The 24,387-nt window shown below is 66.1% G+C and carries 19 protein-coding genes and 1 tRNA gene; 12 read left to right on the top strand and 8 right to left on the bottom strand.

Going from position 1 to position 24,387, the window contains the following annotated elements; genetic code table 11:
- Positions 1 to 6 precede the first annotated feature (6 nt).
- The 4 genes from AC3RXZ_RS06015 to AC3RXZ_RS06000 form a co-directional block, all read right to left on the bottom strand.
- A complete protein-coding gene (locus AC3RXZ_RS06015) occupies positions 7 to 702 on the bottom strand; it encodes a response regulator transcription factor (RefSeq protein WP_120229555.1) in 696 nt (231 codons plus the stop codon).
- A 65-nt stretch (positions 703 to 767) separates the two neighbouring features.
- Entirely contained in the window at positions 768 to 2,411 is a 1,644-nt protein-coding gene (locus AC3RXZ_RS06010; protein ID WP_243224638.1) for a DNA repair helicase XPB, read from the bottom strand.
- A gap of 44 nt (positions 2,412 to 2,455) precedes the next feature.
- The gene (locus tag AC3RXZ_RS06005; RefSeq protein WP_491493431.1) at positions 2,456 to 4,165 is read right to left on the bottom strand and encodes a helicase-associated domain-containing protein; all 1,710 of its coding nucleotides are present in this window, start codon (positions 4,163 to 4,165) and stop codon (positions 2,456 to 2,458) included.
- 1 nt (position 4,166) lies between these two features.
- The gene (locus AC3RXZ_RS06000; protein ID WP_243224640.1) at positions 4,167 to 4,442 is read right to left on the bottom strand and encodes a multidrug ABC transporter ATPase; all 276 of its coding nucleotides are present in this window, start codon (positions 4,440 to 4,442) and stop codon (positions 4,167 to 4,169) included.
- A 92-nt stretch (positions 4,443 to 4,534) separates the two neighbouring features.
- Here AC3RXZ_RS06000 and AC3RXZ_RS05995 point away from each other — a divergent pair, with 92 nt between their 5' ends.
- A complete protein-coding gene (locus AC3RXZ_RS05995; RefSeq protein WP_243224641.1) occupies positions 4,535 to 4,915 on the top strand; it encodes a cold-shock protein in 381 nt (126 codons plus the stop codon).
- The gene (locus AC3RXZ_RS05990) at positions 4,899 to 5,558 is read left to right on the top strand and encodes a DUF3027 domain-containing protein (protein WP_491493430.1); all 660 of its coding nucleotides are present in this window, start codon (positions 4,899 to 4,901) and stop codon (positions 5,556 to 5,558) included. Before AC3RXZ_RS05995 ends, AC3RXZ_RS05990 begins: the two co-directional genes overlap by 17 nt.
- 194 nt (positions 5,559 to 5,752) lie before the next feature.
- Here the strand turns inward: AC3RXZ_RS05990 and serC are convergent, their stop codons facing one another.
- Complete coding sequence (serC, locus tag AC3RXZ_RS05985) at positions 5,753 to 6,865, bottom strand: phosphoserine transaminase (protein ID WP_491493429.1); 1,113 nt, start codon at positions 6,863 to 6,865, stop codon at positions 5,753 to 5,755.
- Positions 6,866 to 6,965: 100 nt separating this feature from the next.
- Between serC and AC3RXZ_RS05980 the strand changes: the two genes are divergently transcribed.
- From AC3RXZ_RS05980 to AC3RXZ_RS05965, 4 genes are all read left to right on the top strand, one after another.
- Complete coding sequence (locus AC3RXZ_RS05980; RefSeq protein WP_243224644.1) at positions 6,966 to 7,667, top strand: iron-dependent transcriptional repressor DtxR; 702 nt, start codon at positions 6,966 to 6,968, stop codon at positions 7,665 to 7,667.
- Positions 7,668 to 7,926: 259 nt separating this feature from the next.
- Positions 7,927 to 8,754: a M23 family metallopeptidase gene (locus AC3RXZ_RS05975; protein ID WP_249223103.1), complete on the top strand. Its 828-nt coding sequence runs from the start codon at positions 7,927 to 7,929 to the stop codon at positions 8,752 to 8,754.
- A gap of 307 nt (positions 8,755 to 9,061) precedes the next feature.
- Positions 9,062 to 9,559, top strand: a complete 498-nt coding sequence (locus tag AC3RXZ_RS05970; protein WP_491493428.1) for an HNH endonuclease — start codon at positions 9,062 to 9,064, stop codon at positions 9,557 to 9,559.
- 66 nt (positions 9,560 to 9,625) lie between these two features.
- Positions 9,626 to 9,697, top strand: a tRNA-Arg gene (locus AC3RXZ_RS05965).
- A gap of 211 nt (positions 9,698 to 9,908) precedes the next feature.
- Here AC3RXZ_RS05965 and AC3RXZ_RS05960 read toward each other — a convergent pair.
- On the bottom strand, positions 9,909 to 11,048 hold the full coding sequence (locus AC3RXZ_RS05960; protein WP_491493427.1) for a tyrosine-type recombinase/integrase: 1,140 nt from the start codon (positions 11,046 to 11,048) through the stop codon (positions 9,909 to 9,911).
- Between the two features lie 396 nt (positions 11,049 to 11,444).
- Here AC3RXZ_RS05960 and AC3RXZ_RS05955 point away from each other — a divergent pair, with 396 nt between their 5' ends.
- The 5 genes from AC3RXZ_RS05955 (at position 11,445) to AC3RXZ_RS05935 (ending at position 18,875) form a co-directional block, all read left to right on the top strand.
- Positions 11,445 to 11,684, top strand: coding sequence for a helix-turn-helix domain-containing protein (locus AC3RXZ_RS05955; RefSeq protein WP_491493505.1), 240 nt, complete (start codon positions 11,445 to 11,447; stop codon positions 11,682 to 11,684).
- Between the two features lie 425 nt (positions 11,685 to 12,109).
- Positions 12,110 to 13,723 (top strand): DUF262 domain-containing protein, encoded by a 1,614-nt coding sequence (locus tag AC3RXZ_RS05950; protein WP_491493426.1) that lies wholly within the window; start codon positions 12,110 to 12,112, stop codon positions 13,721 to 13,723.
- The gene (locus AC3RXZ_RS05945; RefSeq protein WP_491493425.1) at positions 13,720 to 14,589 is read left to right on the top strand and encodes a GGDEF domain-containing protein; all 870 of its coding nucleotides are present in this window, start codon (positions 13,720 to 13,722) and stop codon (positions 14,587 to 14,589) included. Before AC3RXZ_RS05950 ends, AC3RXZ_RS05945 begins: the two co-directional genes overlap by 4 nt.
- A 243-nt stretch (positions 14,590 to 14,832) precedes the next feature.
- Positions 14,833 to 17,577 carry an AAA family ATPase gene (locus tag AC3RXZ_RS05940; protein ID WP_491493424.1) on the top strand — a complete coding sequence of 915 codons (2,745 nt, stop codon included), beginning with the start codon at positions 14,833 to 14,835 and terminating at the stop codon, positions 17,575 to 17,577.
- Positions 17,578 to 17,636: 59 nt separating this feature from the next.
- On the top strand, positions 17,637 to 18,875 hold the full coding sequence (locus AC3RXZ_RS05935; RefSeq protein ID WP_491493423.1) for a Fic family protein: 1,239 nt from the start codon (positions 17,637 to 17,639) through the stop codon (positions 18,873 to 18,875).
- Between the two features lie 505 nt (positions 18,876 to 19,380).
- On the opposite strand, the gene AC3RXZ_RS05930 is transcribed toward AC3RXZ_RS05935, so the two are convergent.
- Positions 19,381 to 20,265: a hypothetical protein gene (locus AC3RXZ_RS05930; protein ID WP_491493422.1), complete on the bottom strand. Its 885-nt coding sequence runs from the start codon at positions 20,263 to 20,265 to the stop codon at positions 19,381 to 19,383.
- A 270-nt stretch (positions 20,266 to 20,535) separates the two neighbouring features.
- Here AC3RXZ_RS05930 and AC3RXZ_RS05925 point away from each other — a divergent pair, with 270 nt between their 5' ends.
- A complete protein-coding gene (locus AC3RXZ_RS05925) occupies positions 20,536 to 22,638 on the top strand; it encodes a P-loop NTPase fold protein (protein WP_491493421.1) in 2,103 nt (700 codons plus the stop codon).
- A gap of 57 nt (positions 22,639 to 22,695) precedes the next feature.
- On the opposite strand, the gene AC3RXZ_RS05920 is transcribed toward AC3RXZ_RS05925, so the two are convergent.
- Complete coding sequence (locus AC3RXZ_RS05920) at positions 22,696 to 24,036, bottom strand: ApeA N-terminal domain 1-containing protein (RefSeq protein ID WP_491493420.1); 1,341 nt, start codon at positions 24,034 to 24,036, stop codon at positions 22,696 to 22,698.
- Positions 24,037 to 24,387: the final 351 nt, after the last annotated feature.

Below are 24,387 nucleotides of genomic sequence, written 5' to 3'. Positions count from 1 at the left end.
TGCCGGTCAGGCGGACTTGCCGCCGACCTTCAGCATGTAGCCGAATCCGCGCTTGGTCTGGATGAGCGACTCCTCGGTGTGCGGGTCGATCTTGCGGCGGAGGTACGAGATGTAGCTCTCCACGATCCCGGCGTCCCCGTTGAAGTCGTACTCCCAGACGTGATCCAGGATCTGCGCCTTGGACAGCACGCGGTTCGGGTTGAGCATGAGGTAGCGCAGCAGCTTGAACTCGGTCGGGCTCAGCTCGATCGGGACCTTGCCGACGTAGACGTCGTGCGTGTCCTGGTCCATCGACAGCTCGCCGGCGCGGATGATCGACTCCTCGTCGGCCTGCATCGTGCGGCGCAGGATCGCCTGGGCGCGCGCCACGATCTCGTCGAGGGCGAAGGGCTTGGTGACGTAGTCGTCGCCGCCTGCGTTGAGACCCTCGATCTTGTCCTGCGTGTCGTCCTTGGCGGTGAGGAAGAGGATCGGCGCCGTGAACCCGGCACCGCGGAGGCGCTTGGTGACGCTGAAGCCGTTCATGTCCGGCAGCATGACGTCGAGGATGATGAGGTCGGGCTCCTCCTCGAGGACCGCCGAGATGGTGGCCGCTCCGTTCCCGACGGTCTTCACCTGGAATCCGGCGAAGCTCAGACCCGTGGAGAGCAGGTCGCGGATGTTCGGCTCGTCGTCGACGACCAGGATGCGCGCATCAGTCATGCCCCCATTATGGTGACTCCGGCCATGCCGTGGCTGATCATTCGCCGGAATGGCGCATCACGCCCTCACGCGGCGGTGAGCTCGTCGGCGTCGAGGATCGTGTAGCTGTACCCCTGTTCGGCGAGGAAACGCTGGCGGTTCTGCGCGTAGTCCTGGTCCACGGTGTCCCGTGCGATGAGCGTGTAGAAGCTGGCGGTGTGGCCGGACTGCTTCGGCCGCAGCAGGCGCCCCAGGCGCTGCGCCTCCTCCTGTCGGGAGCCGAAGGATCCGGACACCTGGATGGCGACGGATGCCTCGGGGAGGTCGATCGAGAAGTTCGCGACCTTCGAGACCACCAGCAGCGAGATCTCGCCCTCGCGGAACTGCCGGTACAGCTCCTCCCGCTCGTCCACGGGCGTCGCGCCGGTGATCTGCGGGGCGTTCAGCGCCTCGGACAGCGTGTCGAGCTGGTCGAGGTACTGGCCGATCACGAGGACCCGCTCGCCCGGGTGCTTGGCGATCAGTTCGCGCACGGCATCGATCTTGGCGGGCGCCGAGGCGGCGAGGCGGTAGCGGTCGTCATCCGTGGCCGCGGCGTACTCCAGCCGGTCGCCGGGTGGCAGGTCGACGCGCACCTCGTAGCAGGCGGCGGGGGAGATGAAGCCCTGCGCCTCGATCTGCTTCCACGGCGCGTCGAAGCGCTTGGGGCCGATCAGGCTGAAGACGTCGCCTTCGCGGCCGTCCTCGCGCACGAGCGTGGCGGTCAGACCGATGCGGCGACGCGCCTGCAGGTCGGCCGTGAGCTTGAAGACCGGAGCGGGGAGCAGATGCACCTCGTCGTACACGATGAGACCCCAGTCCAGGGCATCGAGCAGCGCCAGGTGGGCGTACTGCCCCTTCCGCTTCGCCGTGAGGATCTGGTACGTCGCGATCGTGACGGGCTTGACCTCCTTGGCCTGCCCGGAGTACTCGCCGATCTCCTCGGGAGTGAGCGAGGTCCTCTTGAGCAGCTCATCCCGCCACTGCCGCGCCGAGACGGTGTTCGTCACGAGGATCAGCGTCGTCGTCTTGGTCGCGGCCATCGCGCCGGCCCCGACGATCGTCTTGCCCGCACCGCAGGGGAGCACCACGACGCCGGAGCCGTCCTTCGCGAAGGCATCCACGGCCTCCTGCTGGTACGGCCGGATCGTCCAGCCGTCCTCGGCGAGCTCGATCTCGTGCGGCGTGCCGGGCGTGTACCCGGCGAGGTCCTCAGCGGGCCAGCCGATCTTCAGCAGTTCCTGCTTGATCTGGCCGCGCGCCCAGGCGTCGACGACGTACGAGTCGGGCGACGGGTGCCCGATCAGCAGCGGCTGGATGCGCTTGTTGTTCGCGACCTGCGCGAGGACGGCGGGGTCTGTGGAGCGCAGGATCAACGTGCCCTCGTCGTCGCGTTCGATGACCAGGCGGCCGTAGCGGTTGACGGTCTCGGCGAGGTCCACGGCCACCGACGGCGGCACGGGGAAGCGCGACCAGCGATCGAGGGTCTCGAGCATGTCCTCGGCCGTGTGCCCGGCCGCCCGTGCGTTCCACAGTCCGAGACGCGTGATGCGATACGTGTGGATGTGCTCGGGGGCCCGCTCCAGCTCGGCGAAGATGGCCAGCTCGTGGCGGGCGCTCTCGGCATCCGCGTGCGCGACCTCGAGCAGGACGGTGCGATCGCTCTGGACGATCAGGGGGCCATCAGACATAGCAGACCAGTCTACCGGGAGTGACCGCGACGGGCGTCGGGCGCTCAGGCCTCCGGAGCCGCGTCCAGGATCCGCGCGGATCGGATGCTGGAGACGGGCAGGGTCCGTTCGACATCGGCCGCGCGATCACGACCGCGCAGCCGACCGCCGCCGAGCCCGCTCGCCTCGAGGGTCAGCTCGCGCGACGAACCGTCCGGCATCCCCACCTCCACGACGACCACGGCGCGCTGGCGGACTGCCGCTTCGAGCTCGCGGTCCAGCCACGCGGCGTCGGCGTCCGGCCCCTGCCGCTCGCGCAGACGGGCGATGAGCGGCGCATAGGACGCTGCATCCACCGTGGTCGATGAGGCATCCGCGGGCGGGGTGCGGCGCATCGAGACCGCCTGTCCGTCGGCGTCCACGAGCGTCGCGGGATAGCGGGCGTCGACGAGCGACCAGTACACGGTGTCCGCGCGCACGCGGGAGGTGAGCATCCCGTCCTCCCGAGCGAGGGCGAGCGGACGCAGCCCGCGGTCGATGCCGATCGCCTCGATCAGGTGGGGGTCGCTGCTCGTCACGACGGTCCCCTCGTCCGAGGACCAGACGCGCACGAGCCCGTGCCGCGCGGCCGTCTGGGTGACGAGGTAAGCCAGCGGCTGCGGCAGACCGGTCAGCGACAGGCCGGTGAGGAACTCGACGATCGAGGACTCGGTCTCTCCCTCCACGAGCGCGCGCGTGAGGGAATCCGCTGTGAAGCGGTACGAGGACGACTGCGCCGAGTCCCGCTCCACCATGCCGCGCAGTCGCACCTCGAGCGCGGGCTGCAGCGGGCCGGGGGCGATCGCGGTCAGATCGTTCTGGAGGAAGACCCGATCCACCTCCGCGGGGACGAGTCCGCGCAGAGCGTCGGCGTCGGCATCCCCTCCTCGTCGCAGGCGGGCGGACCACTCCGGCTCGGTGTCGTCGTCGGCGAGGAGGCCGAGCAGCCGCGCGCGGCGCTGGAGCCGTTCCTGTCGTTCCGGCCAGGCCGGATCCCACGGGTAGGCCGAGGACCACGACGCGGGCGGGATCCAGCCGGCCCGGTCTCGCAGCCCGGCGGGCAACGAGGTGCGGAACGCTGTCGCGAGACGCTTCCAGCGCTCGGCGAAACCGAGATCCAGCCATTCCCGTGCGTCGGCCGTCGGCACCACGCGGCGTTCCTGCGTCCGCAGCAGTCCGGCATCCTCGGCCAGAGCGCGCAGCTCGTCGGCGTCGTCCGGATCGATGCCGGACTCCGCCAGCCGCTTCTTCTCGCCGGATGCGAGAGCACCCGTCGCGAGCAGGGCGAGCGGAGACTCGCGTGCGGCGAGGAGGATGTCGGCGACGCGACCCGACGTGGCGAACGCGTGCTCGGCGGCGCGCGCCGATGCGCCGTCGGACGCGGCTTCCGGTTCGATGTCGGCCGATGCGGGGACGACGGGGCGCCCCGACACGGAGTCCGCGACGGGCGCGTACGGGCGGCCATCGGCGGCGATCAGTGCCAGGGCGATCAGGCGTTCGCGGCTCTCCCCGGCATTCGCTCCGGAGGCGGCTCGAGCGAGCGCCGCGGCGTCCTCACGGGGGAGCGCGGTGACGGCGCGGTCGACCGATCCGGGATCGAGCAGCGCCTCCGCGGCGTCGAAGAAGTCCTGCCACGCCGCATCCGCACGCACCCCGCGCGCGGTGAACAGCCGCTCCAGGTCCTCATCGTCTGCAGCGGCCAGCCACACGGCGAGCGGGCGGGCGTGCGTGCTCATGTCAGGAGCGCTTGGTCGCGCGTCCCTTCCGCACGAAGCTCATGATCAGCAGCGTGATGATCAGCACGAACGCGATCGGAAGGCCCCATTGGGGGACGGCCGCGACGACCGGCCAGACGCCGGTGCCGAAGTCCTCGTGCTGCATTCCCACCGCCGTGGCGATGATGATCGCGAAGAAGCAGATGACCGACAGGGCGGCCAGGGTGAGCGCGGTGAAGGCGAGGATGCGATCCACCGCGCGGACCGGCACGTCCGGTCCGGAGTTCTGCGTGCTCATCCGTCTCAGCCTAGTCCCTCGTTCCCCGGTAGGCTGGAGGGAGGTGCGCGGGGGCGCACCCGATTTCCGATCGCAACACAGTGAGGTTCTCCATGCCCACCGGCAAGGTCAGGTTCTACGACGACGAGAAGGGGTTCGGCTTCATCGCCAGCGATGACGGCCAGGACGTCTTCCTGCACGCCTCCGCTCTCCCCGCAGGAGCGACGGTGAAGGCCGGCAGTCGCGTCGAGTTCGGCGTCGCCGACGGCAAGCGCGGACTGCAGGCGCTGTCCGTGCGCGTGCTCGAGGCACCGGTGAGCCTGTCCAAGGCCAAGCGCAAGCCGGCCGATGACATGGCGATCATCGTCGAGGACCTCGTGAAGCTGCTCGACGGCATCGGCGGCGACCTGCGCCGCGGCCGCTATCCGTCCTCCAGCCACGGTCGGAAGATCGCGGCCGTGCTGCGCAAGGTGGCCGATGACCTCGACGCCTGAGCCCGATGCGCGTCTGATCGACGCCCGTGATCTCGCGCTCTCCGCGCTGCATGAGATCACGGCTCCGTCGACCGTCGGTCCCGCCGCGGGCCACCTGGTCGAGGAGGACGGCTCACTGTCCCTGCGCTTCGAGAACCGGCTGGCCGGATATCCCGGCTGGTATTGGACGGTGACCGTGGCGCGCGTCGATGACGAGGAGCCGACCGTGCTCGAGGTCGAGCTGCTGCCCGGTGACGGCGCGCTGCTCGCGCCGGACTGGGTGCCGTGGGCCGAACGCCTCGCGGAGTACCGTGCGCACCAGGCGGAGCTCGCCGAGCAGGCGGCCGCCGAGGCATCCGCCGCGGTCGCGGACGACGACGCCGAAGAGGACGTCGACGACGAGGACGCCGAGTCGGAGGACGACTTCGACGACGACCTGGATCTGGACGCCGAGGCCGATGAGGACGTCGAGGACGACCTGGACCTCGACGAGGACGCCGTCTCGCCGCGCCTGCACGCCGGCGATCTCGACGGCGTCGACATCGACGAGCTCGACGATTCCGCGCCCGACGAGGATGAGGACGAGCTCTCGGACGAGGACGAGACCGAGCTCTCCGACGAGGACGAAGTCTCCGACGAGGAAGTCTCCGACGAGGAGGAATGACCCCGGATGCCGCGCGCTGCGGCATCCGCTGCTCTCGCGTCACGCTGCTGTGACCGGTGTCGTGCGGCTCGTGCCCTGCGTCGCGCTGCCATTACCTGCAGACGCCGCTCATTCCGCGACGCTCGGATCGGAAGCGCGAAACCGGGATCAGTGCGATCCCGGGATCAGCAGCGTGAGATCCGGACGCCGCAGGCTCACGCCTGCGTGTGCTCCAGGACGTAGTCGATCGAGCGGATGAGCTGGCGGACATCATCCGGCTCGATGGAGACGAAGGTCGCGATGCGCAGCTGGTTGCGCCCGAGCTTGCGGTAGGGCTCGGTGTCCACGATGCCGTTGGCGCGGAGGGTCTTGGCGATCGCTGCCGCGTCGATGCTGTCGTCGAAGTCGATCGTCGCGACGACGGGGGAGCGGTGCGCCGCCTCGGCGACGTACGGCGTCGCGACGTCGGACGCCTCGGCCCAGTCGTACAGTGCCTGGGAGGATTCGGATGTGCGCCCGCCCGCCCACGCGAGTCCGCCGTTGCCGTTGATCCACTGCAGCTGGCTGTCCAGCAGGTGCAGGGTGGTCAGCGCAGGCGTGTTCAGCGTCTGGTTCAGGCGCGAGTTCTCGACCGCGTTCTTGAGGCTGAGGAACTCGGGGATGTAGCGACCGGATGCCGCGATCCGCTCGATCCGCTCGATGGCCGCCGGTGACACCGCGGCGAACCAGAGCCCGCCGTCGGAGCCGAGGTTCTTCTGCGGGGCGAAGTAGTAGACGTCGGCCTGGGTGACGTCGAAGTCGATGCCGCCGGCAGCGCTCGTCGCGTCGATGACCGTCAGTGCGCCCTCGGCCGCCACGCGCTCGACCGGAGCGGCGACGCCGGTGGAGGTCTCGTTGTGAGGCCAGGCGTACACGTCCACGCCGTCCACGATCTCGGCAGCGGTGCGCGATCCGGGTTCCGCGTTGCGCACATCCGGCGCCTGCAGCCACGGCGCTGCCGCGGCCTTGGCGAACTTGCCGCCGAACTCGCCGAACACGAGGTTCTGCGCTCGGTTCTGGATCAGGCCGAACGCCGCGGCATCCCAGAACGCGGTCGACCCGCCGTTGCCGAGGATGATCTCGTAGCCCTCCGGAAGGCGCAGGAGCGAGGCGAGCTGCTCTCGGACGCTGCCGACGAGGTTCTTCACCGGGGCCTGGCGGTGGGACGTGCCGAGGATCGATCCGCCGGACGACACCAGTGCCTCGAGCTGCGCGGGGCGCACCTTGGACGGTCCGCATCCGAAGCGGCCGTCGACGGGCAGGAGGTCTCGGGGAATCTCGATCGCCATGGGTCGATTCTAGGACCCGCGCTCCATGCTGTTTCCCCCGGTGACGCCGCTGATGTCGGAACAGGAATGTAGGCTTGCCTAAGAACCTTCGGAGGGCCAGATGACCGACCTGATCGACACCACGGAGATGTATCTCCGCACCATCCTCGAACTCGAGGAGGAGAACATCGTGCCGCTGCGCGCGCGGATCTCCGAGCGGCTGGGTCACTCCGGTCCGACGGTGTCGCAGACGGTGGGCCGCATGGAGCGCGACGGCCTTGTCGTCGTGTCCGAGGACCGCACCCTCGAATTGACGGACGCCGGGCGCCGCAAGGCCGTCGACGTGATGCGCAAGCACCGGCTGGCCGAGCGCCTGCTGTCCGACGTGATCGGGCTCGACTGGGCGTACGTGCACGAAGAGGCCTGCCGGTGGGAGCACGTCATGAGCGAACAGGTCGAGCGTCGTCTCGTCGAGCTGCTCGGCCACCCGACCGAATCGCCGTACGGCAACCCCATCCCCGGGCTCGACCAGCTCGGCGATCTTCCTGCGCGGACGTTCGATGAGGGCGTGATCGGTCTCGTGCAGAAGCTCAACGCCGCGGAGGAGTCGACGGAGGGGACGGTGCGCCGCCTCGCCGAGCCCGCGCAGGTCGATCCGGAGCTGCTCGAGCAGCTGCGCGGTGCGGGCGTGGTGCCCGGGGCGCGCGGGTCGTACCGGTACAACGAGGGCTACGTGCTGATCCAGATGGACGGCAGCGACGAGGGACTCGAGCTCCCGGTCGAGCTCGCTTCGCACATCTTCCTCGTGCGCGACGAGGCCTGATTCCGCCGGTCGCGGATGCGCGGCATCCGGGTTCGGATGATTGCCAGGTTCGCAGGGTGACAGAATCGTTATCTTCCGGTAACCTCGGTCAGGTCGTCCGCGAAGAAGCCCGCAGGCGATGACCGTGAAGATCGCCTCACCGGCTCGTCGTCTTCACGGGAACAGAACGCACAGTGCCCGAGCTACACACGTGCCCCGACAGCAGAGTGCCGACGAGCCAGCGCAACCCGAGCGCCGAGGCGCAGGAGGATCACTGATCTTGGCCACAGACATCGAATCGCCCGAGAAGTCAACCGAAAAGCGCACCCTCGCCCGTCGTGGCGCGGGTCGAAGCGGGCGCAAGGTGTCCGTGAAGAAGCCACTGCGATCGATCGCCATCTTCGGCGCGGTCGGTGCCCTGGTCGCCGCGGTCGCCCTGCCCGCGTATGCGTCCACGACTCCGACGACCGAGGCGGCGACCACGCTGCAGCAGGTCGCGATGGATGACGCGCAGTCCCTCGTCGTCGCGTCCGAGGCGACGTCCGCACCCATGGATCGCGGCAACTACTCGGCCACCACCCCTGAAGAGATCGCGCAGAAGAAGGCCGAGGAGGCCGCCAAGGCGCGTGCCGCGGCCGCGGCCAAGGCGGCGGCCTCATCCTCGCCCTCGTCGTACAGCACCGCCGGAGTCGCGCTCGTCGCTCCGGGATCCGGCCAGGTGCGCAACCCGGTCGGCGGCTCGTACTACGTCAGCCGCACGCTCAGCGGCAGCCACAACGGCGCCGACATGGTGGGCGACGCCGGCACTCCGCTCTACGCGGCCGCCGCCGGCACGGTCCGCATCTCGACGGACAGTTACTACGGCTACGGCGTCGGTGTCGTCATCGACCACGTGCTCGGCGGCCAGCAGGTCTCGACGCTCTACGGCCACATGATCTACGGCTCGCGTCAGGTCCAGGCGGGGCAGACCGTCCAGGCCGGGCAGCTGATCGGATTCATGGGCAGCACCGGGCGCTCGACCGCCAACCACCTCCACTTCGAGGTGCGCATCGGCGGAGGGCTCGTCGAGCCGATCGGCTGGCTCAACGCCAACGGCGCTCCTGCCTGATCGCCATCGACACGCCCCTCGGCGTTCACCGGGCGTTTCGCCGATACTCGGGCTGATGGGTTAGCCTGATCCCGTTGTCGCACAGGCGGGAGTGGCTGATGGACCGAATACCGGGCATCCGAACCATGGATGCGCTCGGCCTTCTGGTGCTTCGGCATTGCCCGCAGGGATGCCACGGTGCAACCGTGCGTGAAAGGCGCTGTCTCTAGAGACGGCGCCTTTTCTCGTCCCTGCGTTCCTCCGCCCGCGCGGCCTCGTGTGAGTCGAGAGTGCCGGGAAGCCGTCCCGGCGTATCGAGAGGATGAAGATGCGCACACTGGTCCTGAACGCCGGATACGAACCCCTCGCCGTGGTGTCCTTCAAGAGAGCGCTCGTGCTCGTCATGAACGACAAGGCGACCGTGATCGAGCATGTGGAAGGCGATCCGGTCTGGGCGAGCCACGGCTCGTTCGACCGCCCGGTCGTCATCATCCTCAGCCGCTATGTACGGGTTCCTTCCACCCGGCGCGTCCCGGTGACCAGGCGCGGCGTGCTCCGTCGCGACAACCAGCGCTGCGGGTACTGCGGCAAGGCGGCCTCCACGATCGACCACGTCCTGCCGCGCTCGCGAGGAGGGGCGGACTCCTGGGAGAACCTGGTCGCCTGCTGCCTGCGCTGCAACAACATCAAGAGCGACCGGACTCCGCAGGAGATGGGGTGGGAACTGCGGATCACGCCGCGCCCTCCGCGAGGCACGAGCTGGACCGTGCGCGGCACGGAGCGCAGCGATCCGCGGTGGGAGCCGTATCTCGCGCTTGCGGCGTGACCGCCGCCGTCTGCGGGCGCGGGGAGACGGAGCACCTCGTCCGGCCTGGGTAGACTGGTCGAGCCAGCCTCTGTAGCTCAATGGAAGAGCAGTTGCGTCCTAAGCAAACGGTTGGGGGTTCGAGTCCCTCCAGGGGCACCGTCTGTTTTTCGCTCTGACCACGAGTTTCTTCCGAGGTCAGACCACAGAGATCTCGTTTTTGGCCGGTTTTTGGCCGGATTTGAATCTCCTATGAGGTCGAAAGTGGGTCTGCGACGAGGTCCTGCAGGGGGCTTCATCGGGCGTCGCAGGACGTCAAAATCGAGCATCTCGGCCGTGACGCGAGGTATCGGAGAACTGAGCAATCTGCTCATTGCGCCGATCGTGGTCGGGTGTGCCGGGTCTGTGGGCCCGTCGGCAGCGCGATCAGCGGCATGGCGGCGTTGAGCCGGGATGCGACGGCATCCAGGTCGTCATCGAAGAGATCGGCGTAGGTATCCAACGTCATCGCCGCCGAAGCGTGCCCGAGCATCCGCTGCACGGCCTTCACGTTCGCACCCGAGCTGATCGCCAGCGACGCGGCGGTGTGCCGCAGATCGTGCGGGGTGAGCCGCGGGATCGATGGATCGATTGCCTGCGCCCGGCGCACCCCGTTCGCAAACCAGCCCTGCGCACCCGAATTGCGCATGTGATTGACCCCATCGCCGAACAGCAACCCCTCGGGCCCCTTGCCCGCGCAGGCCTCCTCGATCATCGCGGCCAGCCGCTCGGGGTAGGGCACCGACCGCTTCTCGTGCGTCTTGGGTGTGCCGACATGGATCTCGTACGCGATCATCACCGCGTTCTCCTCGATCACGAAGCGCCGCCGCAGTCGGTTCACACTGCGCACCCGCAGTCCCGTGGCCTCGCCCCAGCGCAGGCCCGTGTACGCCAGCGTCAGCACCAGCGTCGGATGCGTCGAGCACGCCGCCAGCGTCGCCACCTGATCATGCGTGAGGTACACGCGACGCTTGCCCGGACCCTTCCGAGGAAGGCTGCGGATGTGGCGGGCCGGATTGCTCGCGAGCCGCCGATCGTCGATCGCGACATCGAGGATGCCGGCGAGGACGCCGAGGGCGCGGAGGACGACGGTGCGCGACCGCTGGGTTGCGAGGTCGGACACCCAGTCCTGGACCTCCGAGCGCCGGATCGACCAGATCTCCCGATCCGCCCACACCGGCGCCACATGGTTCTTCCACGCCCGCTCGAGCGTCATGTAGTACGACGGCTTCGACATCGGCGGCTGCTTGGAACGCAACCAACTGTCCGCGAACATCTGCACCGGAACGCGGGACGAGGACGGATCGACGTACTCGCCCTTCGACTTCGACACCGTCACCATCGACAGGTAGAGCTCTGCCTCCCGCATCGTCGTGAAGCCGCGCTTCTGCGTCTCCGTGCGATCCGGCTTCTGATAGCGCACGCGGTACCGGCGGCCATGTACCGTTTCATACGGCGTGATGGTGCCCATGTCGACCTCCGATTGACCGGCTTAGTCGTCAAGTATGCGCCTAGTGTCGGACTCTTGCAGGGCCCCATCAACGCGATCTGTGACGGTTGTGGATAGATGAAGCAGGATGTCGCTAACTGGCGTTGGAGCGGGAGGCGCGCCTCCCTCCGACGCCGAGAGTGTAGCGATCGGGCGCGGCTCCGTTCTCGCCGCTCACTCCTTGCAGACTCCGCGCTGGCGCGCTCCGCTTAGCAGCCGTTCGACGTCGAGCACTGCGCCGCGCCCGATCGCTGGGGCGGCCGAATGTCGGAGCGGGCCGCGATGTGCGTTGGATTTGATCGCCCGAGGTGGAGATCCTGTCGGGAAAGTCTCGCGCCTCGCTATGCGGAAATCTGGAGAACGTAATGGGGTGTGAAGATGGGCGACCATGCGGTACGGCTTCGCTCTCGAGGCGACACCGGCCTGGTGATTCAACAGGCTCGCCTCGCTCAAGGGCTGTCGCAGACGGCGCTCGCGGACCAGTTGGGGAGCTCGCAGCGGTCGGTGAGCGACATCGAATCCGGCAGGCCGACGACCTACATGCGGAAGGTCTTCGATCTGCTGCGTACGCCGGGCGTCCAACTCACCGCGACATGGGATGGCGGGTGCGCCGAGTGAGACTCGCAGTCGAGCACTACGGGGTGATCGTCGGCTACCTCAAGCGCTCGGAAGCCCGCACGCTCGCCTTCAAGGCTGAAGATGAAACTGTGGCGAGGTCCGGCGTGGGCCGCCAGTGGGCGGGTCTCTGTCCCCAATAGTCACTCCATTGCAGACGCCGCGCCGGCGCGATCCGCTTCGGACTCGTTAGACGACAACTAATGCGCGGCCCGCGATCGCTGAAGCGGCCAAATGCCGGAGCTGACGGCACTCAGTGCTGACAACGCCGTAGGTGTAACTGTAAGCGTTAGAAGTCGATAAGCTCGACCACGTCGAGCTCAGCAGTGGTTGTCGCAATTAGCACCGAAACAGGCCAGAGGGGTGTAAGCGTGCATAAGTTGGAACTAGACGCGAATCTTCGTGGGATAGGACACGTCCTGCGCGACGTGAGCCTGAGCGTTCCGCCCTTCCAGCGCAACTACTCCTGGAAGATCGATCAAGTGGACGAGTTTTGGTTCGATCTTCGCGCGGCACTCACATCTGCACAGCCGTACTATTTCATGGGAACGGTTGTGGTCAGCCGCACGTCAAGCTCTACTGCTGTTGTGATTGATGGGCAGCAAAGGCTCGCCACGACGTCGCTCTTGATCGCAGCAATCCGTGACGCGTTTGCCGCCGGCGGCGAGCATGATCGAGCTTTGGCCATTCAGAACCGATATCTGACGAGTTGGTCCTTGGCGAGGAACGCCGAGGAGCCTCGACTCGATCTCAACGACGCCGATCGTGGATTCTTCAAGTCCGCAGTTCTGAGACAGCCGACGGCGGATCCGGGAGCCGATCGTCCCCTGCTCGAGCGTGCCTTCGAACGGCTACGAGATCACGTAAGGGATGAGGCGGACTCGGCCGGACCCCGGTGGGCCGATCGCCTAATCCAGTGGGTGGAATTCGTGGATCGCAACGCGCAAGTCATCTTCATGGAGACCGCTGACGAGGCGGACGCATTCATGGTCTTCGAGACGCTGAATGACCGCGGATTGCCGCTGGCCGTCGCCGACGTGATCAAGAATTACTTCCTTAGCTTGGCTAGAGGTCGACTGGAGGAGGCGTCAGGGCTGTGGCTGCTGGCGGCCCAGACGATCGAAGAAGCGGGAGCAGGGGCTAGTCTCACCAGCTATATCCGCCAGTGGTGGAGTTCACGTCGGGGTGCCACGAGGGAGCGAGATCTCTACACGTTCATCCGCGCAGCTGTCCGTTCAGAGCAGCAGTCAATGGAGGCCTTGGAGGATCTAGCGCGGCGGGCGCCTGTCTATGCGGCAATCACTGACACAGCCAACGTTTATTGGGAGACGCAAACCGATCGAGCGCGTGAGGCGGCCGGGGTATTGCTCGAATTGGGGCTCGAGCAATACAGGCCCCTTGCTCTCGCATCCCTGAGCGTTTTGCAGGCTGAAGAAGCAGCAGAAGTCCTTCAGGCCACGGTGAGCTGGTCCGTCCGATCGTTGATGAGCGGCGTCTCTGGAGGTGGCACGGCGGAGCGACTCTTCGCTGAGGCAGCAGTTCGCGTTACGAATCATCGGTCGGATTCGGTTGCAAGCGTCTGGCAGGACGTCCGGCAATTGGTGCCGCGCGATGCGGAATTTGCGACCGCGTTCGCATCTCGAAAGATCCACCGCGTCCGAACCGCGCGCTATCTCCTTCGAGCTCTGGCTCAGGGAGAATCGCTGCCAACTTGGGCAAACGCTCTCGTCCCGGTGGCAATCATTCCGCGGACTGATTCGGCTGGGTCGTGGGAGGAGGTACTCCCGGTCGAAGATATGGCCGACCTGCCGGGGAGACTCGGCAACTTCGTTCTCGTGCGGCACGACGACGCCAAGTCAGTTCCGAATCGTCCGATGGATCGATTCAACTATCTCGTTGAGGCTGCTGAACGTGCTGGAGGTCTAATTGCGCCGTGGTCGACGCCGTCGCTCGAAGACGTGATGAAGAGGCAGGATTACATGTCTCAACGAGCACTCGGTATTTGGCCGCTTGCTGCGGAGAGCCGTGGGGGCGCCTCGTGAGCGTCGACGAGCTGATCGAGAACTGGAAGCGTGCGTGTCGGAGCGACGAATTGATGCGCCGATACCCTGAACCAGAAGACTCGTCGGGTCTTGCCGCCCATATCCTTTCGCGTGTACGTGGTGGAACGCAGCCGCCTGACACGATCATCGTTGGCGCTGCAATCGGGTTCGCCAGCACGGAGTACGCGGCGACGGGAGAGGCCAAGTATCTCCAGTTGGCTGCGCTCGTCCGGGAAGCAGCAAAGGACCCAGCCGCGGATCTAAGGTCCGCGCTCGATGTGCTGGGGCTTGTGGGGCAGGCCGCAGTGAGCCTTCTGGTCAGCACCTGGCGTGGGGAGGCCGAGATTGATGGGCTGACGCGCCTAGGCAATCGGCGGAAGATGGAGGCGCTCGTTGCGTCGTTGGCAGAGGCTGAGAGCCGTTTTGCCTACGCCTCCGTTGATGCGGACGGGCTCAAACAAATCAACGATGACCCCGCCGGCGGACATGCAGCCGGTGATACGTTCCTTCGCGAAATCGGCGAGGAGTTGCGCCGCGCCGCTGGGGACATCGGAGGGGAAGCATTCCGATACGGCGGCGACGAGTTCGGCATCGTCGTGGCGTTCGCAGACAGCCACGAACCACTGACAACAGCGGTTCAGGCCGCGCAACGGAGGGTGCAGCAGACTGGTCGTTCGTTCAGTGCGGGCATCGCAATATGGCCGGATGTGGATTCGGACACGTCAACGGTGATCAATACTGCAGATCGACTGATGTACGACGAGAAGAAGGCAAAGAAGGAGGCAGCTGCGGCGCAGGCTGTCGCGACGACGGTCTCCGCACAGGATCAAATCTCCGATCCGTCGGACGATGGAGTCGAAGGCTGAGTGATCCGCCGAGCCGCGCGTAGCGCACCCTACGTGGATCACGTCGTTCACGTCCAGTAGTGTGGCCCATCGCTACCGATCTTGTCGTCAATGTCGATGCTGTCACTAACGATCGATGCAGCCAGCTGACGATGCACGCAGGCACCCACGGTGGGCGACAACCTGCGACACCTCTTCGCTACAGTTACCTACAACCCGCAAAAATACCTGGCCAATAGCTAAAAACGAGCCTACCCTGACGGCATGCGCGGAGGTCTCGAGCGCTGGAAACGAGGTGTCGAATCTCGTGGGGTTCGGCGGGCGATCTCGTATGCGCTGGAGGGCACCTGCGACGCCCACATCCACCACGCGACAGGCGCGGAAGCGCTCGAGGCGTACAGCGCAGCATCCGATTCCGCCGTCGCCCGGTTCATCGTCAACAACGGCGTCATCACATCCGACGAGCTCACGGCCGGCGGTCTTCGGGTCTGGCTCACCGGGCATGATCCGATCGCGGGGGAGGAGCGCGGCCAGCAACGGTTGAGTCCGGATGCCGACTTGCTGCTCGATGGGACGATCAATCACCCGAAGTCCTACAGCATCGCCGCACTCCTGCATCCAGAACTGGCCGCCGAGTTCGAGGCACTCCAGGACCGGCTGCGCGACCGCATCCTGCTCACCTGGCAGACCGAGCTCAACGCTCGCCGCGGACACGGCGGGCTCGTCCGAGAGGACATCACTCGCCTCGAGGTCGTTGAGCTGCAGCACCGGCGCTCACGCGCACTCGACCCGCACATCCACCGGCACCTCTGGCTCAACATCAAAGTGCTCGGCGCCGACGGCAAGTGGTCGAACCTCGACTCGCGCGTCGCCATGAAGCTGCACACCGTCGTCAACGCCGAGGGCGAGCTCGCCGCCCGCACAGACCCCGCATGGATCACCGCGCTCGCGCACCACGGGTACACGCTCGACGAATCGGGCGAGATCTCCGAACTTGCCGACGCTGTGCGACCCCTCTCGCGGCGGTCCGCACAGATCGAGACGAACCGTGCACGCCTGATCGCCGAGTGGTCCGCGTCGCACGGAGGATCATTGCCCAGCGTCGACGCACTCCAACAGATCGACCGGCGCGCATGGGCCATCGCACGACCGAACAAGCCGGACGACCTTGACGAGGCGGCGTGGGAGGCGCGTATCCGTGACGAGATCACGGCCATCACCCCGAAACTCACTGCCCCGCGCGCGCCGAGGCCCGTTGCCGCGGCAGACCTGGATGCGCTCGATCTCGACCTGCTCGCCGCGCAAGCGGTCGTCGACGCGGACGAGCGATCCACCTCCTGCGGAGGGCGATTCAGCCGCTTCGACATTCGCGCCGGTGCGATCCGCGCACTATCCCGCACTGGCATCGTCACGGAGCGTGACCGCCTCGACGGTGTGATCGCCGACATCACGACACAAGCGATGAGTGCGGTGCACCGACTCGTCGCGGACGCCCCGCCGTCGCACGTCAAAGCCTTCATGGCAACCGAGACCCTGCGCGCCAAGGTGCGTCTCGTCGGCCGCCTCGATGCCATAGCGCAGCCAGGACGCTCGCTGGTGCCCACCGAACTGACAAGGCTCGCACCGAAAGAAGACCACGCGATCTTGGATGCCTCGCAACGGGCGGCCGCTTGCGCCATCGCCGGCACGGGCGGGCTCGTGACAGTGACTGGGCCGGCCGGCGCGGGCAAGACGACGATGCTCCGTGTCGCATTCACGGCACTCTCGACGCAACGACGGCGGATGCTCGTCGTCGCACCGACCCGGAAGGCGGCGTCGGTGGCGTCGCGCGAGGTCGGAGCCGAAGCATCCAGCCTGCACGCGCTGCTCTCAGACTACGGGTACCGGTGGGGCGCCGATGAAGCGGGCGCGATGGTCTGGACGCGGCTCCATGTTGGGGAGACAGATCCGACGACCGGAGTCGTCTACGCCGGCACGGCACGATTCCCGCTGCACCCACGCGATCGGATCGTCGTCGACGAGGCTGGCATGGTCGACCTGCAGACGGCGAACATCCTTACCGAACTCGCGATCGAGCACGGGGTCGGGCTGGCCTTCGTGGACGACACGCATCAGGCGTTGCCGGTCGGACACGCGGGTGCGATGGGATCCGCGATTCGGCACGCGAACGCTGCGGTCGAGCTCGATACCGTGCATCGGTTCCGTGATCCTGACTACGCGGCGCTCACGCTCCGGCTCCGCGACGCGGGCGACCGCGAGCATGCGCTGATGGTCGCAGCCGAGCTCTTGGAGCGCGGTCACGTCGCCCGGGTGGATCACCAGGACGCAGCGCGCGAGCGGATGATCGAGGCGTACTTTGAGTGGCACGCGCGCGGCAAGCGGGTCACGCTGGTGTCTGGTTCGAATGCGGAGGCGGATGCGATCAACGACGCCGTCCAGCAACGGAGAGTCGACCAGGGCGAACTCGACGTCAGCATCGTCACCTGGGGCATGGGGGAGCAGCGCATCCTCGTCGGCGACACCGTCCAAACCCGCCGCAACGACCGGCACACCGGCGTCGAGAATCGCGCGCAGTGGATCGTGCGCGGCATTCGCGACGGGTTCGTGTCGCTTGTCTCCGTGACCGACAGCGGCGAGATGGCGCGCGTCTCTGCCGAGTACGCGCGCGAGTATCTGCAACTCGCCTACGCGTCCACCGTGCACGGCGTGCAAGGCGACACCGCGGATGCCTCGGTCGTCGGACCGGATGTGGATGCCGCGGGGCTCTACGTAGGCCTCACACGCGGGCGGGTGCGCAATCTCGCGATCGTGGTCGCACGAACGGATGCCGCGGCCCGCGAGCGCCTCGCCGAGTCGATGCAGCGAGGAACGCCAGAACTGACGATCCAGGATGCCACGCGCGCAGCGGCGGCGGAGATGAGACGTGCGGCACGGAGGCAAGAGGCCACGATCTCTACCGGGCCGACGGTCATGGAGCCGCCGTGGGCAGGGCGCGGAATCGCAACGTAGTGTTAGTGGCGACAGGCTTTACCAACATTTATTGGCTTAAGTGTTGGTAACATGCATCCATGGCTACACCTGCCAGCAGTCCTGTCCCTATCGACGCGGTGACGTACGAGACCTTCGACTGGACGCCGCGCGCACCCCAGATGCACTCGCGAGCCGAAGTGGAGCGCCAGACTGGAGCATACGAGGCAGCGGTGACGCCGGCCATAGCCGCTTGGACTCCTGTCATCTCGAGCGAAGACTCGGCAGATGTCGAGGACGCGACTCGCCGGTTGGTCGAGTTCGACCATCACGCGCAGCGGAAGCTCGGCACGGGCAACCCCGCGCTGGGGCCGATGACGGCGATCCTGCTGCGTACGGAGTCGGCGTCGAGCTCGCAGATCGAGCAGCTCACGACGTCGGCCAAGCAGCTGGCCCTCGCGGAGATCGACGAGGGCGCCAAAGCGAACGCGCTCGCGGTCGTCGGGAATGTCCGTGCCATGGAGGCTGCCCTCCAGTTGGCCGATGATGTCAGCGAGCGGTCCATTCTGGCGATGCACAGAGCGCTGATGCTCCACCAGGCGGGCTTCCCATCCGAGGAAGTTGGACGATTCCGCACCGAGCAGGTCTGGGTCGGGAAGGGAGAAGCCGGTCCTCGCCTCGCCGACTTCGTCGCACCGCATCAGGATCGCGTTCCCGGTGCGATCGAGGACCTTGTCCAGTTCGTGAGACGCCAGGACGTGCCCGTGCTCGTGCAAGTCGCCGTGGCACACGCACAGTTTGAGACGATCCACCCGTTCCCCGATGGCAACGGCCGCACTGGCCGCGCCCTCGCGCAGTCGATTCTGCGAAACAAAGGCCTCGTCGGATCGACGGCTGTGCCGATCTCTGCCGGCCTCCTCGTTGACGTGCCCCGCTACTTCGAGGCCCTCGGCTCCTTCCGCGTCGGTGATGCCGGTCCGACCATCCGCACCTTCGCCGGCGCGAGCAGGATCGCAGCCGCTACGGGCACGCGGCTCGTCGACGACCTCGTCGAACAACTCGAGGATTCCCGCGCGAAGATGGCGGGCATCCGCGCGGATGCTGCGGCGTGGAAGATCCTGCCGCACCTGGTGGGGCAGCCGGCGGTGAACGTCAGATACCTCAAGAACACGCTCGGCCTCGGTGAGATGACCGCGCTCCGCGCGCTCGATTCGCTCACCGAACGGGCCGTGCTCACGGAGACCACAGGGAAGAGCCGCGGTCGCGTGTGGCAGCACCGGGGCATCTTCGAGGCGCTCGATGAGTATGCGTCGGTGATTCGTCGGATGTCGGGACGCTGACGCGTAGCCGATGCTGCGCTCCTGTCCTCATCGCACGCCACGCCGTAGTTGCTGAGCGCGCATCGGGTTGAGTCCGTGACGTGATGGGGTCCTCGAGAGGTGTTCGGAGGCCGCAGTGGAGTTCAACATAGCGCACCGGTTCCTCACTTCCGCCTACCGGCGCCCACGCTGCGGCTTCGGGATGAGCATCCCGGGTGCGGGGCGGGGATGCAGAGGCGCCCGCTTGGCGGGCGCTGTTGCGACGATCGCTTGAACCCGCCACGCCGAAACCGTTCAGAATCAAAGCGCCGCCGACAGACGGTCGGGAAGGCTCGACTTCGGCCGCGAATCACGACGGCGGTATGACCTCGCTGAGCTTGCGATGAGGAATCACGGCGTTTGCGGAGGACTGCTACGTCGGCATTCGAACCCCGCGAGTCACGACGAAGGGGAGCTTTCAGAGCAAGACGCCGTGGAGCAACTGGCCGATTGAGTCCTGACGCGTTGAGCGTGGCCTAAGGCCAACCTATTCCTGGAGGAAGCGCGACGGATCTGGGAGATGCTTGACGAAGTAGGGCGTTCTGAGAACCATCGAGTCCGTGACAAACCACGCCAGGCGCCACTGCCCAGCGGAGTACAGATATGCGACGATCTGAGCGTCCACCCTGGTTGCATCCCGCCAGCTCCCAGCGATCTCGGCCAGCTTGCCAGCGCTGTCGACGGCGGTCCCAAGCTCGGTAAGGTCGGTGCCCGCAGAGAAGGGGACGAAGCCCAAGAGTCGGCGCCCGTCCGAGAGATCGAACGAGAGGGTCACGAACCGATCGCGTCCGGATTCTTTCGCTGCATCCGAGGCGCGCCCGATCCACTGGGTTAGGCGATCTGCGGTCAACCCTCCGAGACGCTCGAGGAAGCTGCCTGCGAACTTCGCCGCGCCCCACGTAACCGGAATGGCGAGCAGCCACTCGATGGGCGGCAGCGATGACCACTTCTGAACCTCATGGATGGGAAGCGGGCTGGCAACCGCGAGTTCACTCCACACTTCGGGCTCGAAGTTCCGGGTCTCAACCTGCACGTTGACTTCGACGGACTCCGGCGGTTCCTCCGGCGTGTCGCTCAACGACGCGAACGGATCGTTGTCGTCATCGCGGTCGTGGATTGGCAACGTAACGCCTTCGATAACCAACGCCTCGTAGCCGTCTTCAGTCGGCTCGAGCGCCCCACTAACGATTCGTCCCAAAGGCGGGTAGATGGTGAGATGCTCTTCAGAGAGCGGAATGAAGCCACCGTCGATCTGTGTGATCATGCCCTCGAGCGCCTGCCTCGCGAAGACCACGTGCTCGCCAGAGGTAAGAACGGTCGGCTTCGTCGTCGCGATTACCCCTCGGTAAACCGAGCCCGCCATGTCGGTCACTGTAGAACCCCTCATCCCGTGGTGAATGGTGGCGAATCCGCCGGTCGCTCCCATCTTCTCGCACGCTGCTCGGGGAGCGCGGTTGTGGAATGGACAGATGGTGGGCAGATCCCGCTGTAGCAGGTTGACGACCAACCGGCCTCGACTCGACACGAGTACGTGAGCGACCCGGTCGCGAGTGCCAGTCCCAACGCGCCCTCCAGCGGTGTGCAACGCCCGGCTGGGCGTGTGTGAAGAGGTCCGCACGCTTGATCGTGCCAATCTGTGACCATGGCATACGAACGGCACCCGCACGACCCGGCACCGTGGGCCGATCAGCCGCTAACGGACGCGACTGGGGATGAGCTTGGTCGCGGACCCTTTGTCGCCACCGTCGTCTCTCAAATCAGCGAAAGCACCGCGAGTGATCCAAGCACAGTTTTCGGGCTGGTCGGGGAATGGGGGTCTGGGAAGACCTCCATCATCCAGCAGGTCAGATCGAAGCTGTCTGATGACTGGATCGTTGCGGATTTCACGCCGTGGTCAAGCGGAGACACGAGTGCAATGTCCTTCGAATTCGTGTCGACTCTCGCTGATGCACTTGGTGTCGCCGCGTCTGGGGAGACGCGCGCGAAGTTCGCCCGGTACGCCGGATTTGTCGCGCCCTTACTAAATGCGGTGCCCCTCGCGGGCGCGGCGGCCGGCGGTGTAGCGAACGAAGTGCTCGCCACCCTCGCATCGCGGCCGCCCTGGCACAAGCAGTTTGAAGAGCTGTCTTCAACCGTTGCCGAGGTGGGCACGCGGGTGCTGGTCGTGATCGACGATGTGGACCGGCTGGCTGGGTCCGAGCTCATGAACTTGCTGCGCGTGGTGCGACTGCTCGGCAGGTTCCGGGGAATCCACTACTTGATGGCGTACGACCAGGCGACGATTGAGGAACTCCTTGAGGTTAGTGGGTCCGTGGGGCGTGCCACTTCCTTCATGGAGAAGATCGTCCAATACCCATTCGAAGTACCGCCCATCTCGCGGGCCGCCACACTACGACTAACCCACCAGACGCTGAGTCAGTTGATGGAGGCAAGCGGCGCCCGCCTGGATGATCTTGGGCTACAGCGTGAGGCCGAACTCGCACATGTGCTTGCTCCCATGATCAGAACGCCCCGAACCCTGGGGCGCTTTCGGTCGCAGTTGCTGGCCTTCGCAACTCACGTTCGAGACGCTGAGCTCGACGTGCTCGACTACGCCGGAGTTACATGGTTGCGCCTCGAGGCTCATGGCGTTTGGAGCCAGCTGTCTCGCTGGCACTCGGAACTGAAGTCTGGGACCCGAAGCACCGGCTTGCTTACTAGTGAGAAGATCCCGCTCGACGACTGGCTAGCGCGAATCCGCGGCGTTTACCCAGCGGGCGACCCACGGGACATAGCGAGGGTGCTCGACTTACTGTTCCCCGGCATCAGTCTGGACGAAGTGAGCAGCCATTACGCACATCCACGGTCAGTGGCAGATGAGGTCTACTTCGGGCGATACCTGCTGCTGGCGCTTCCCGAGGATGATGTGAGTGATGAGTTGATCGCGGCTGTGGTCGACGACCTCGTCGACCGAGGAGAGTCACAACGGCTGGACGAGCTCATCGCATTGCTCGACGGTGCAGACGCGACCGCGAATCTCGGATACAAGCGCGCGTTTGAGCATCGGAGCAATGCAAGTTCGACCAGCCGCGCATTGGTCGAATTTCTGCTCGAGCGTGCCCGACGTCGCCTCACGGACCCTCGCATCCCCGGTTCGCCGCGCACGACTCTAACTCCCTGGCTGGCGCGAGAAGTCGCGCTGAGCGTGGAGGCAGGACAGGCCGTAGCGGCCGACGTTATCGAAGCGGTTGGCGAAGTGGACTCGTTCACGGTGATCATGCAATTCACGAACGTTCTCCGGGACCGTGATCGCGCCAAGTCGATTGCTCGAGGCTTCGCCGACTACTGGCTCAATGCCGTTCGCACCCGAAAGGATGAGTTGCTCGACGACCACGTTCGATTGACCAGTTCAATCGAACTGATCGCCTGGTCTTACGGAGTCGAGATGGTCGAGGGCCTTCTTGACAACGCAATCGATAGTTTTGACAGCTACGTGCGCGTTGCCAGCGCCTTCGTTCGCTTCTCTCGGTGGGTGGGAAGCGACATCACGTACGAGATGCGATTCGCCCAACCGGAGTTTGCGGCGGTTGTCTCGACTGTTACGAGGTCACAGTTTCTTGAACAGGTGAAGGCAGCGAGGACCGGGCTTTCGTATCAGCTGGATGATCTCCCAAGCCCCGATGTCGATCCATCCGTCCTCCGGGAGTTCGTCCTGGACTCCCTCTCCCTGGATGGCCCGGGACGGACGGAGGAGGCACAGGTTTAGCTGCCTGACCGGCCAGGGTCTGGCCGGCTCGGACCTGCCCTGGTGATCCGGCGGACGTTACGTGGCCTTCACAAAGCCGTGCTGTTGCGAGTCGTCTTTGAGGCGGGTCTTCAGCTCGTCCAAAGGCACTCCCAGCTCCGCGGCAACCCACGCTCGGACGACGAGCACGCCCCGCTGCCAAGCGTTGAGCACGTCTACCATGTCGGGCTCCGCGCGGTTAGCGTGCTTGATCCCGTTGTATACCTCGACGAATGAGTCGACCCAGTCCGCTCCATCGAACGGCAAGCTGTCCCCGAGATCGGCGAGTATTCGTTCCAGGCGCGCGCGCAGTGAGGCATGGGCCGCGTCCTTCTCCGCGACGCTATCTCGGATCATCAACAGGTAGCCCAGGGCTTCCAGGCCGGGGCCGGTGTGCGCGAGCCGAGTGTGACCACCGGCTTCTTTCAGGTTGATGCAAGTGATCACGGGATCGAGAGCTCGGGAGAACTCGTCATGCAGGGCAAGCCAAGTTTTGATCCCCACGACCTGCAGGTCGGCGAACCGGATGATGTGGGGGCGGTATCCGCTGGGCGGCGCCGTCGGCGTGTCATCAGGCACCACGACGTTGCGCCACTGTTCGCCGTGTTCCTTGCCATCCAGCGTCGTGCGAGGGTCATCCTCGCGGTAGGCAAGCACCTCTACACAAGACTCGTTCCACCAGCGGGACAGCACGAGGAGGTCGCAAATCGCCCGATGCTTGGCGTAGTGGTCGCGCCAGCGCCTGGGGTCGGTGCTCCGCGTGGTGCACCTCATCAGGTCTTTCAGGGTGCGAGCATCGCGCCCACTTTCGGGGACGACGGCCCATCCCGGCACGAATGACAGCGCGATCCCGTCGACGTCACCGATCTCGAAATTGTCGGCGTCAACCGAGATGAATGAAGCGACGACTGGGCCGTCTGGCCAGGTATATGTCTCTTTCCAAGACGTGACGCCAAGCCACTCCCGGAGACCGGAGATCTCGGTCTTCAGACCGTGGGGCTTGTCGTACTCGACATCCTGGTCCACTCCCAGGATCGCGGCCCGTGACCAGAGCGTCCCGCTGCCAGGCCCCCAGACGTTCGCATGGAATCCCTTTGCGCGGCAGCCGGTGAGAAGAATCGGGCCATGCGAATCATGGAAGAGGACCCGCTTCGGGACGGGCTTCCGTTCGGCAGGCTTCTCCCCCTCGAGCACAGAGGGCTGCATGAATCCATCGCCGACAAACCAGGCCGCGTAGGGACTACCCGGCTCCGACCACGGCAGTGTGATGCTGATCCCTCGCTCCGAGCGCTCGAGGATCACCTTCACCTGGGGTGTGTCCGGGTCGAAGTCGATGAAGTCCCCGACCCGACGCGTCCCCATTTCAAGCTTGTTCACCATTTGGCCTCCTCGCCCTGACTGACACTCAGCTTGCCGGACGTCGACGGTCTTGGGGAAGCTTGAATCCGGCCGTTGACGTGCGCAACCGAATCCCACTGCGGTCCGGAGCACACCTGCTCTCCGCGGCCTTGGCCCGCTAGAAAGGTGCTGAACGATTTCGACCTCAGGCCGACATGCCCTCGGAAATCGAGATCGTGGTGTGGTTGGACGGGGCGACGAACTCAGAAGTATCCGCAGCCAAGCGTCGCAAGTGTCTCCCGAGCTTGTCCCGAGGATGGTTGTCCGGGCGGCAAGCCCTCCGTTGGATCGCACGCCAGCCGCGGTGGATCACGCACTCATGGGAGTGCCCGT

Source organism: Microbacterium cucumeris, assembly GCF_058349845.2.
This window is presented reverse-complemented; position numbering and strand designations above follow the sequence as displayed.

What these genes read in the sequence shown, in the direction of transcription:
- AC3RXZ_RS06005 (WP_491493431.1), bottom strand. Translation starts at nt 4,165, where the DNA reads ATGAGCACGCACGCCCGCCCGCTCGCCGTGTGGCTGGCCGCTGCAGAC.
- AC3RXZ_RS05995 (WP_243224641.1), top strand. Translation starts at nt 4,535, where the DNA reads ATGCCCACCGGCAAGGTCAGGTTCTACGACGACGAGAAGGGGTTCGGC.
- AC3RXZ_RS05925 (WP_491493421.1), top strand. Translation starts at nt 20,536, where the DNA reads ATGGCATACGAACGGCACCCGCACGACCCGGCACCGTGGGCCGATCAG.
- AC3RXZ_RS05940 (WP_491493424.1), top strand. Translation starts at nt 14,833, where the DNA reads ATGCGCGGAGGTCTCGAGCGCTGGAAACGAGGTGTCGAATCTCGTGGG.
- AC3RXZ_RS05935 (WP_491493423.1), top strand. Translation starts at nt 17,637, where the DNA reads ATGGCTACACCTGCCAGCAGTCCTGTCCCTATCGACGCGGTGACGTAC.
- AC3RXZ_RS05955 (WP_491493505.1), top strand. Translation starts at nt 11,445, where the DNA reads ATGGGCGACCATGCGGTACGGCTTCGCTCTCGAGGCGACACCGGCCTG.
- AC3RXZ_RS05920 (WP_491493420.1), bottom strand. Translation starts at nt 24,036, where the DNA reads ATGGTGAACAAGCTTGAAATGGGGACGCGTCGGGTCGGGGACTTCATC.
- AC3RXZ_RS05960 (WP_491493427.1), bottom strand. Translation starts at nt 11,048, where the DNA reads ATGGGCACCATCACGCCGTATGAAACGGTACATGGCCGCCGGTACCGC.
- AC3RXZ_RS05970 (WP_491493428.1), top strand. Translation starts at nt 9,062, where the DNA reads ATGCGCACACTGGTCCTGAACGCCGGATACGAACCCCTCGCCGTGGTG.
- AC3RXZ_RS06000 (WP_243224640.1), bottom strand. Translation starts at nt 4,442, where the DNA reads ATGAGCACGCAGAACTCCGGACCGGACGTGCCGGTCCGCGCGGTGGAT.
- AC3RXZ_RS05980 (WP_243224644.1), top strand. Translation starts at nt 6,966, where the DNA reads ATGACCGACCTGATCGACACCACGGAGATGTATCTCCGCACCATCCTC.
- AC3RXZ_RS05990 (WP_491493430.1), top strand. Translation starts at nt 4,899, where the DNA reads ATGACCTCGACGCCTGAGCCCGATGCGCGTCTGATCGACGCCCGTGAT.
- AC3RXZ_RS06015 (WP_120229555.1), bottom strand. Translation starts at nt 702, where the DNA reads ATGACTGATGCGCGCATCCTGGTCGTCGACGACGAGCCGAACATCCGC.
- AC3RXZ_RS06010 (WP_243224638.1), bottom strand. Translation starts at nt 2,411, where the DNA reads ATGTCTGATGGCCCCCTGATCGTCCAGAGCGATCGCACCGTCCTGCTC.
- serC (WP_491493429.1), bottom strand. Translation starts at nt 6,865, where the DNA reads ATGGCGATCGAGATTCCCCGAGACCTCCTGCCCGTCGACGGCCGCTTC.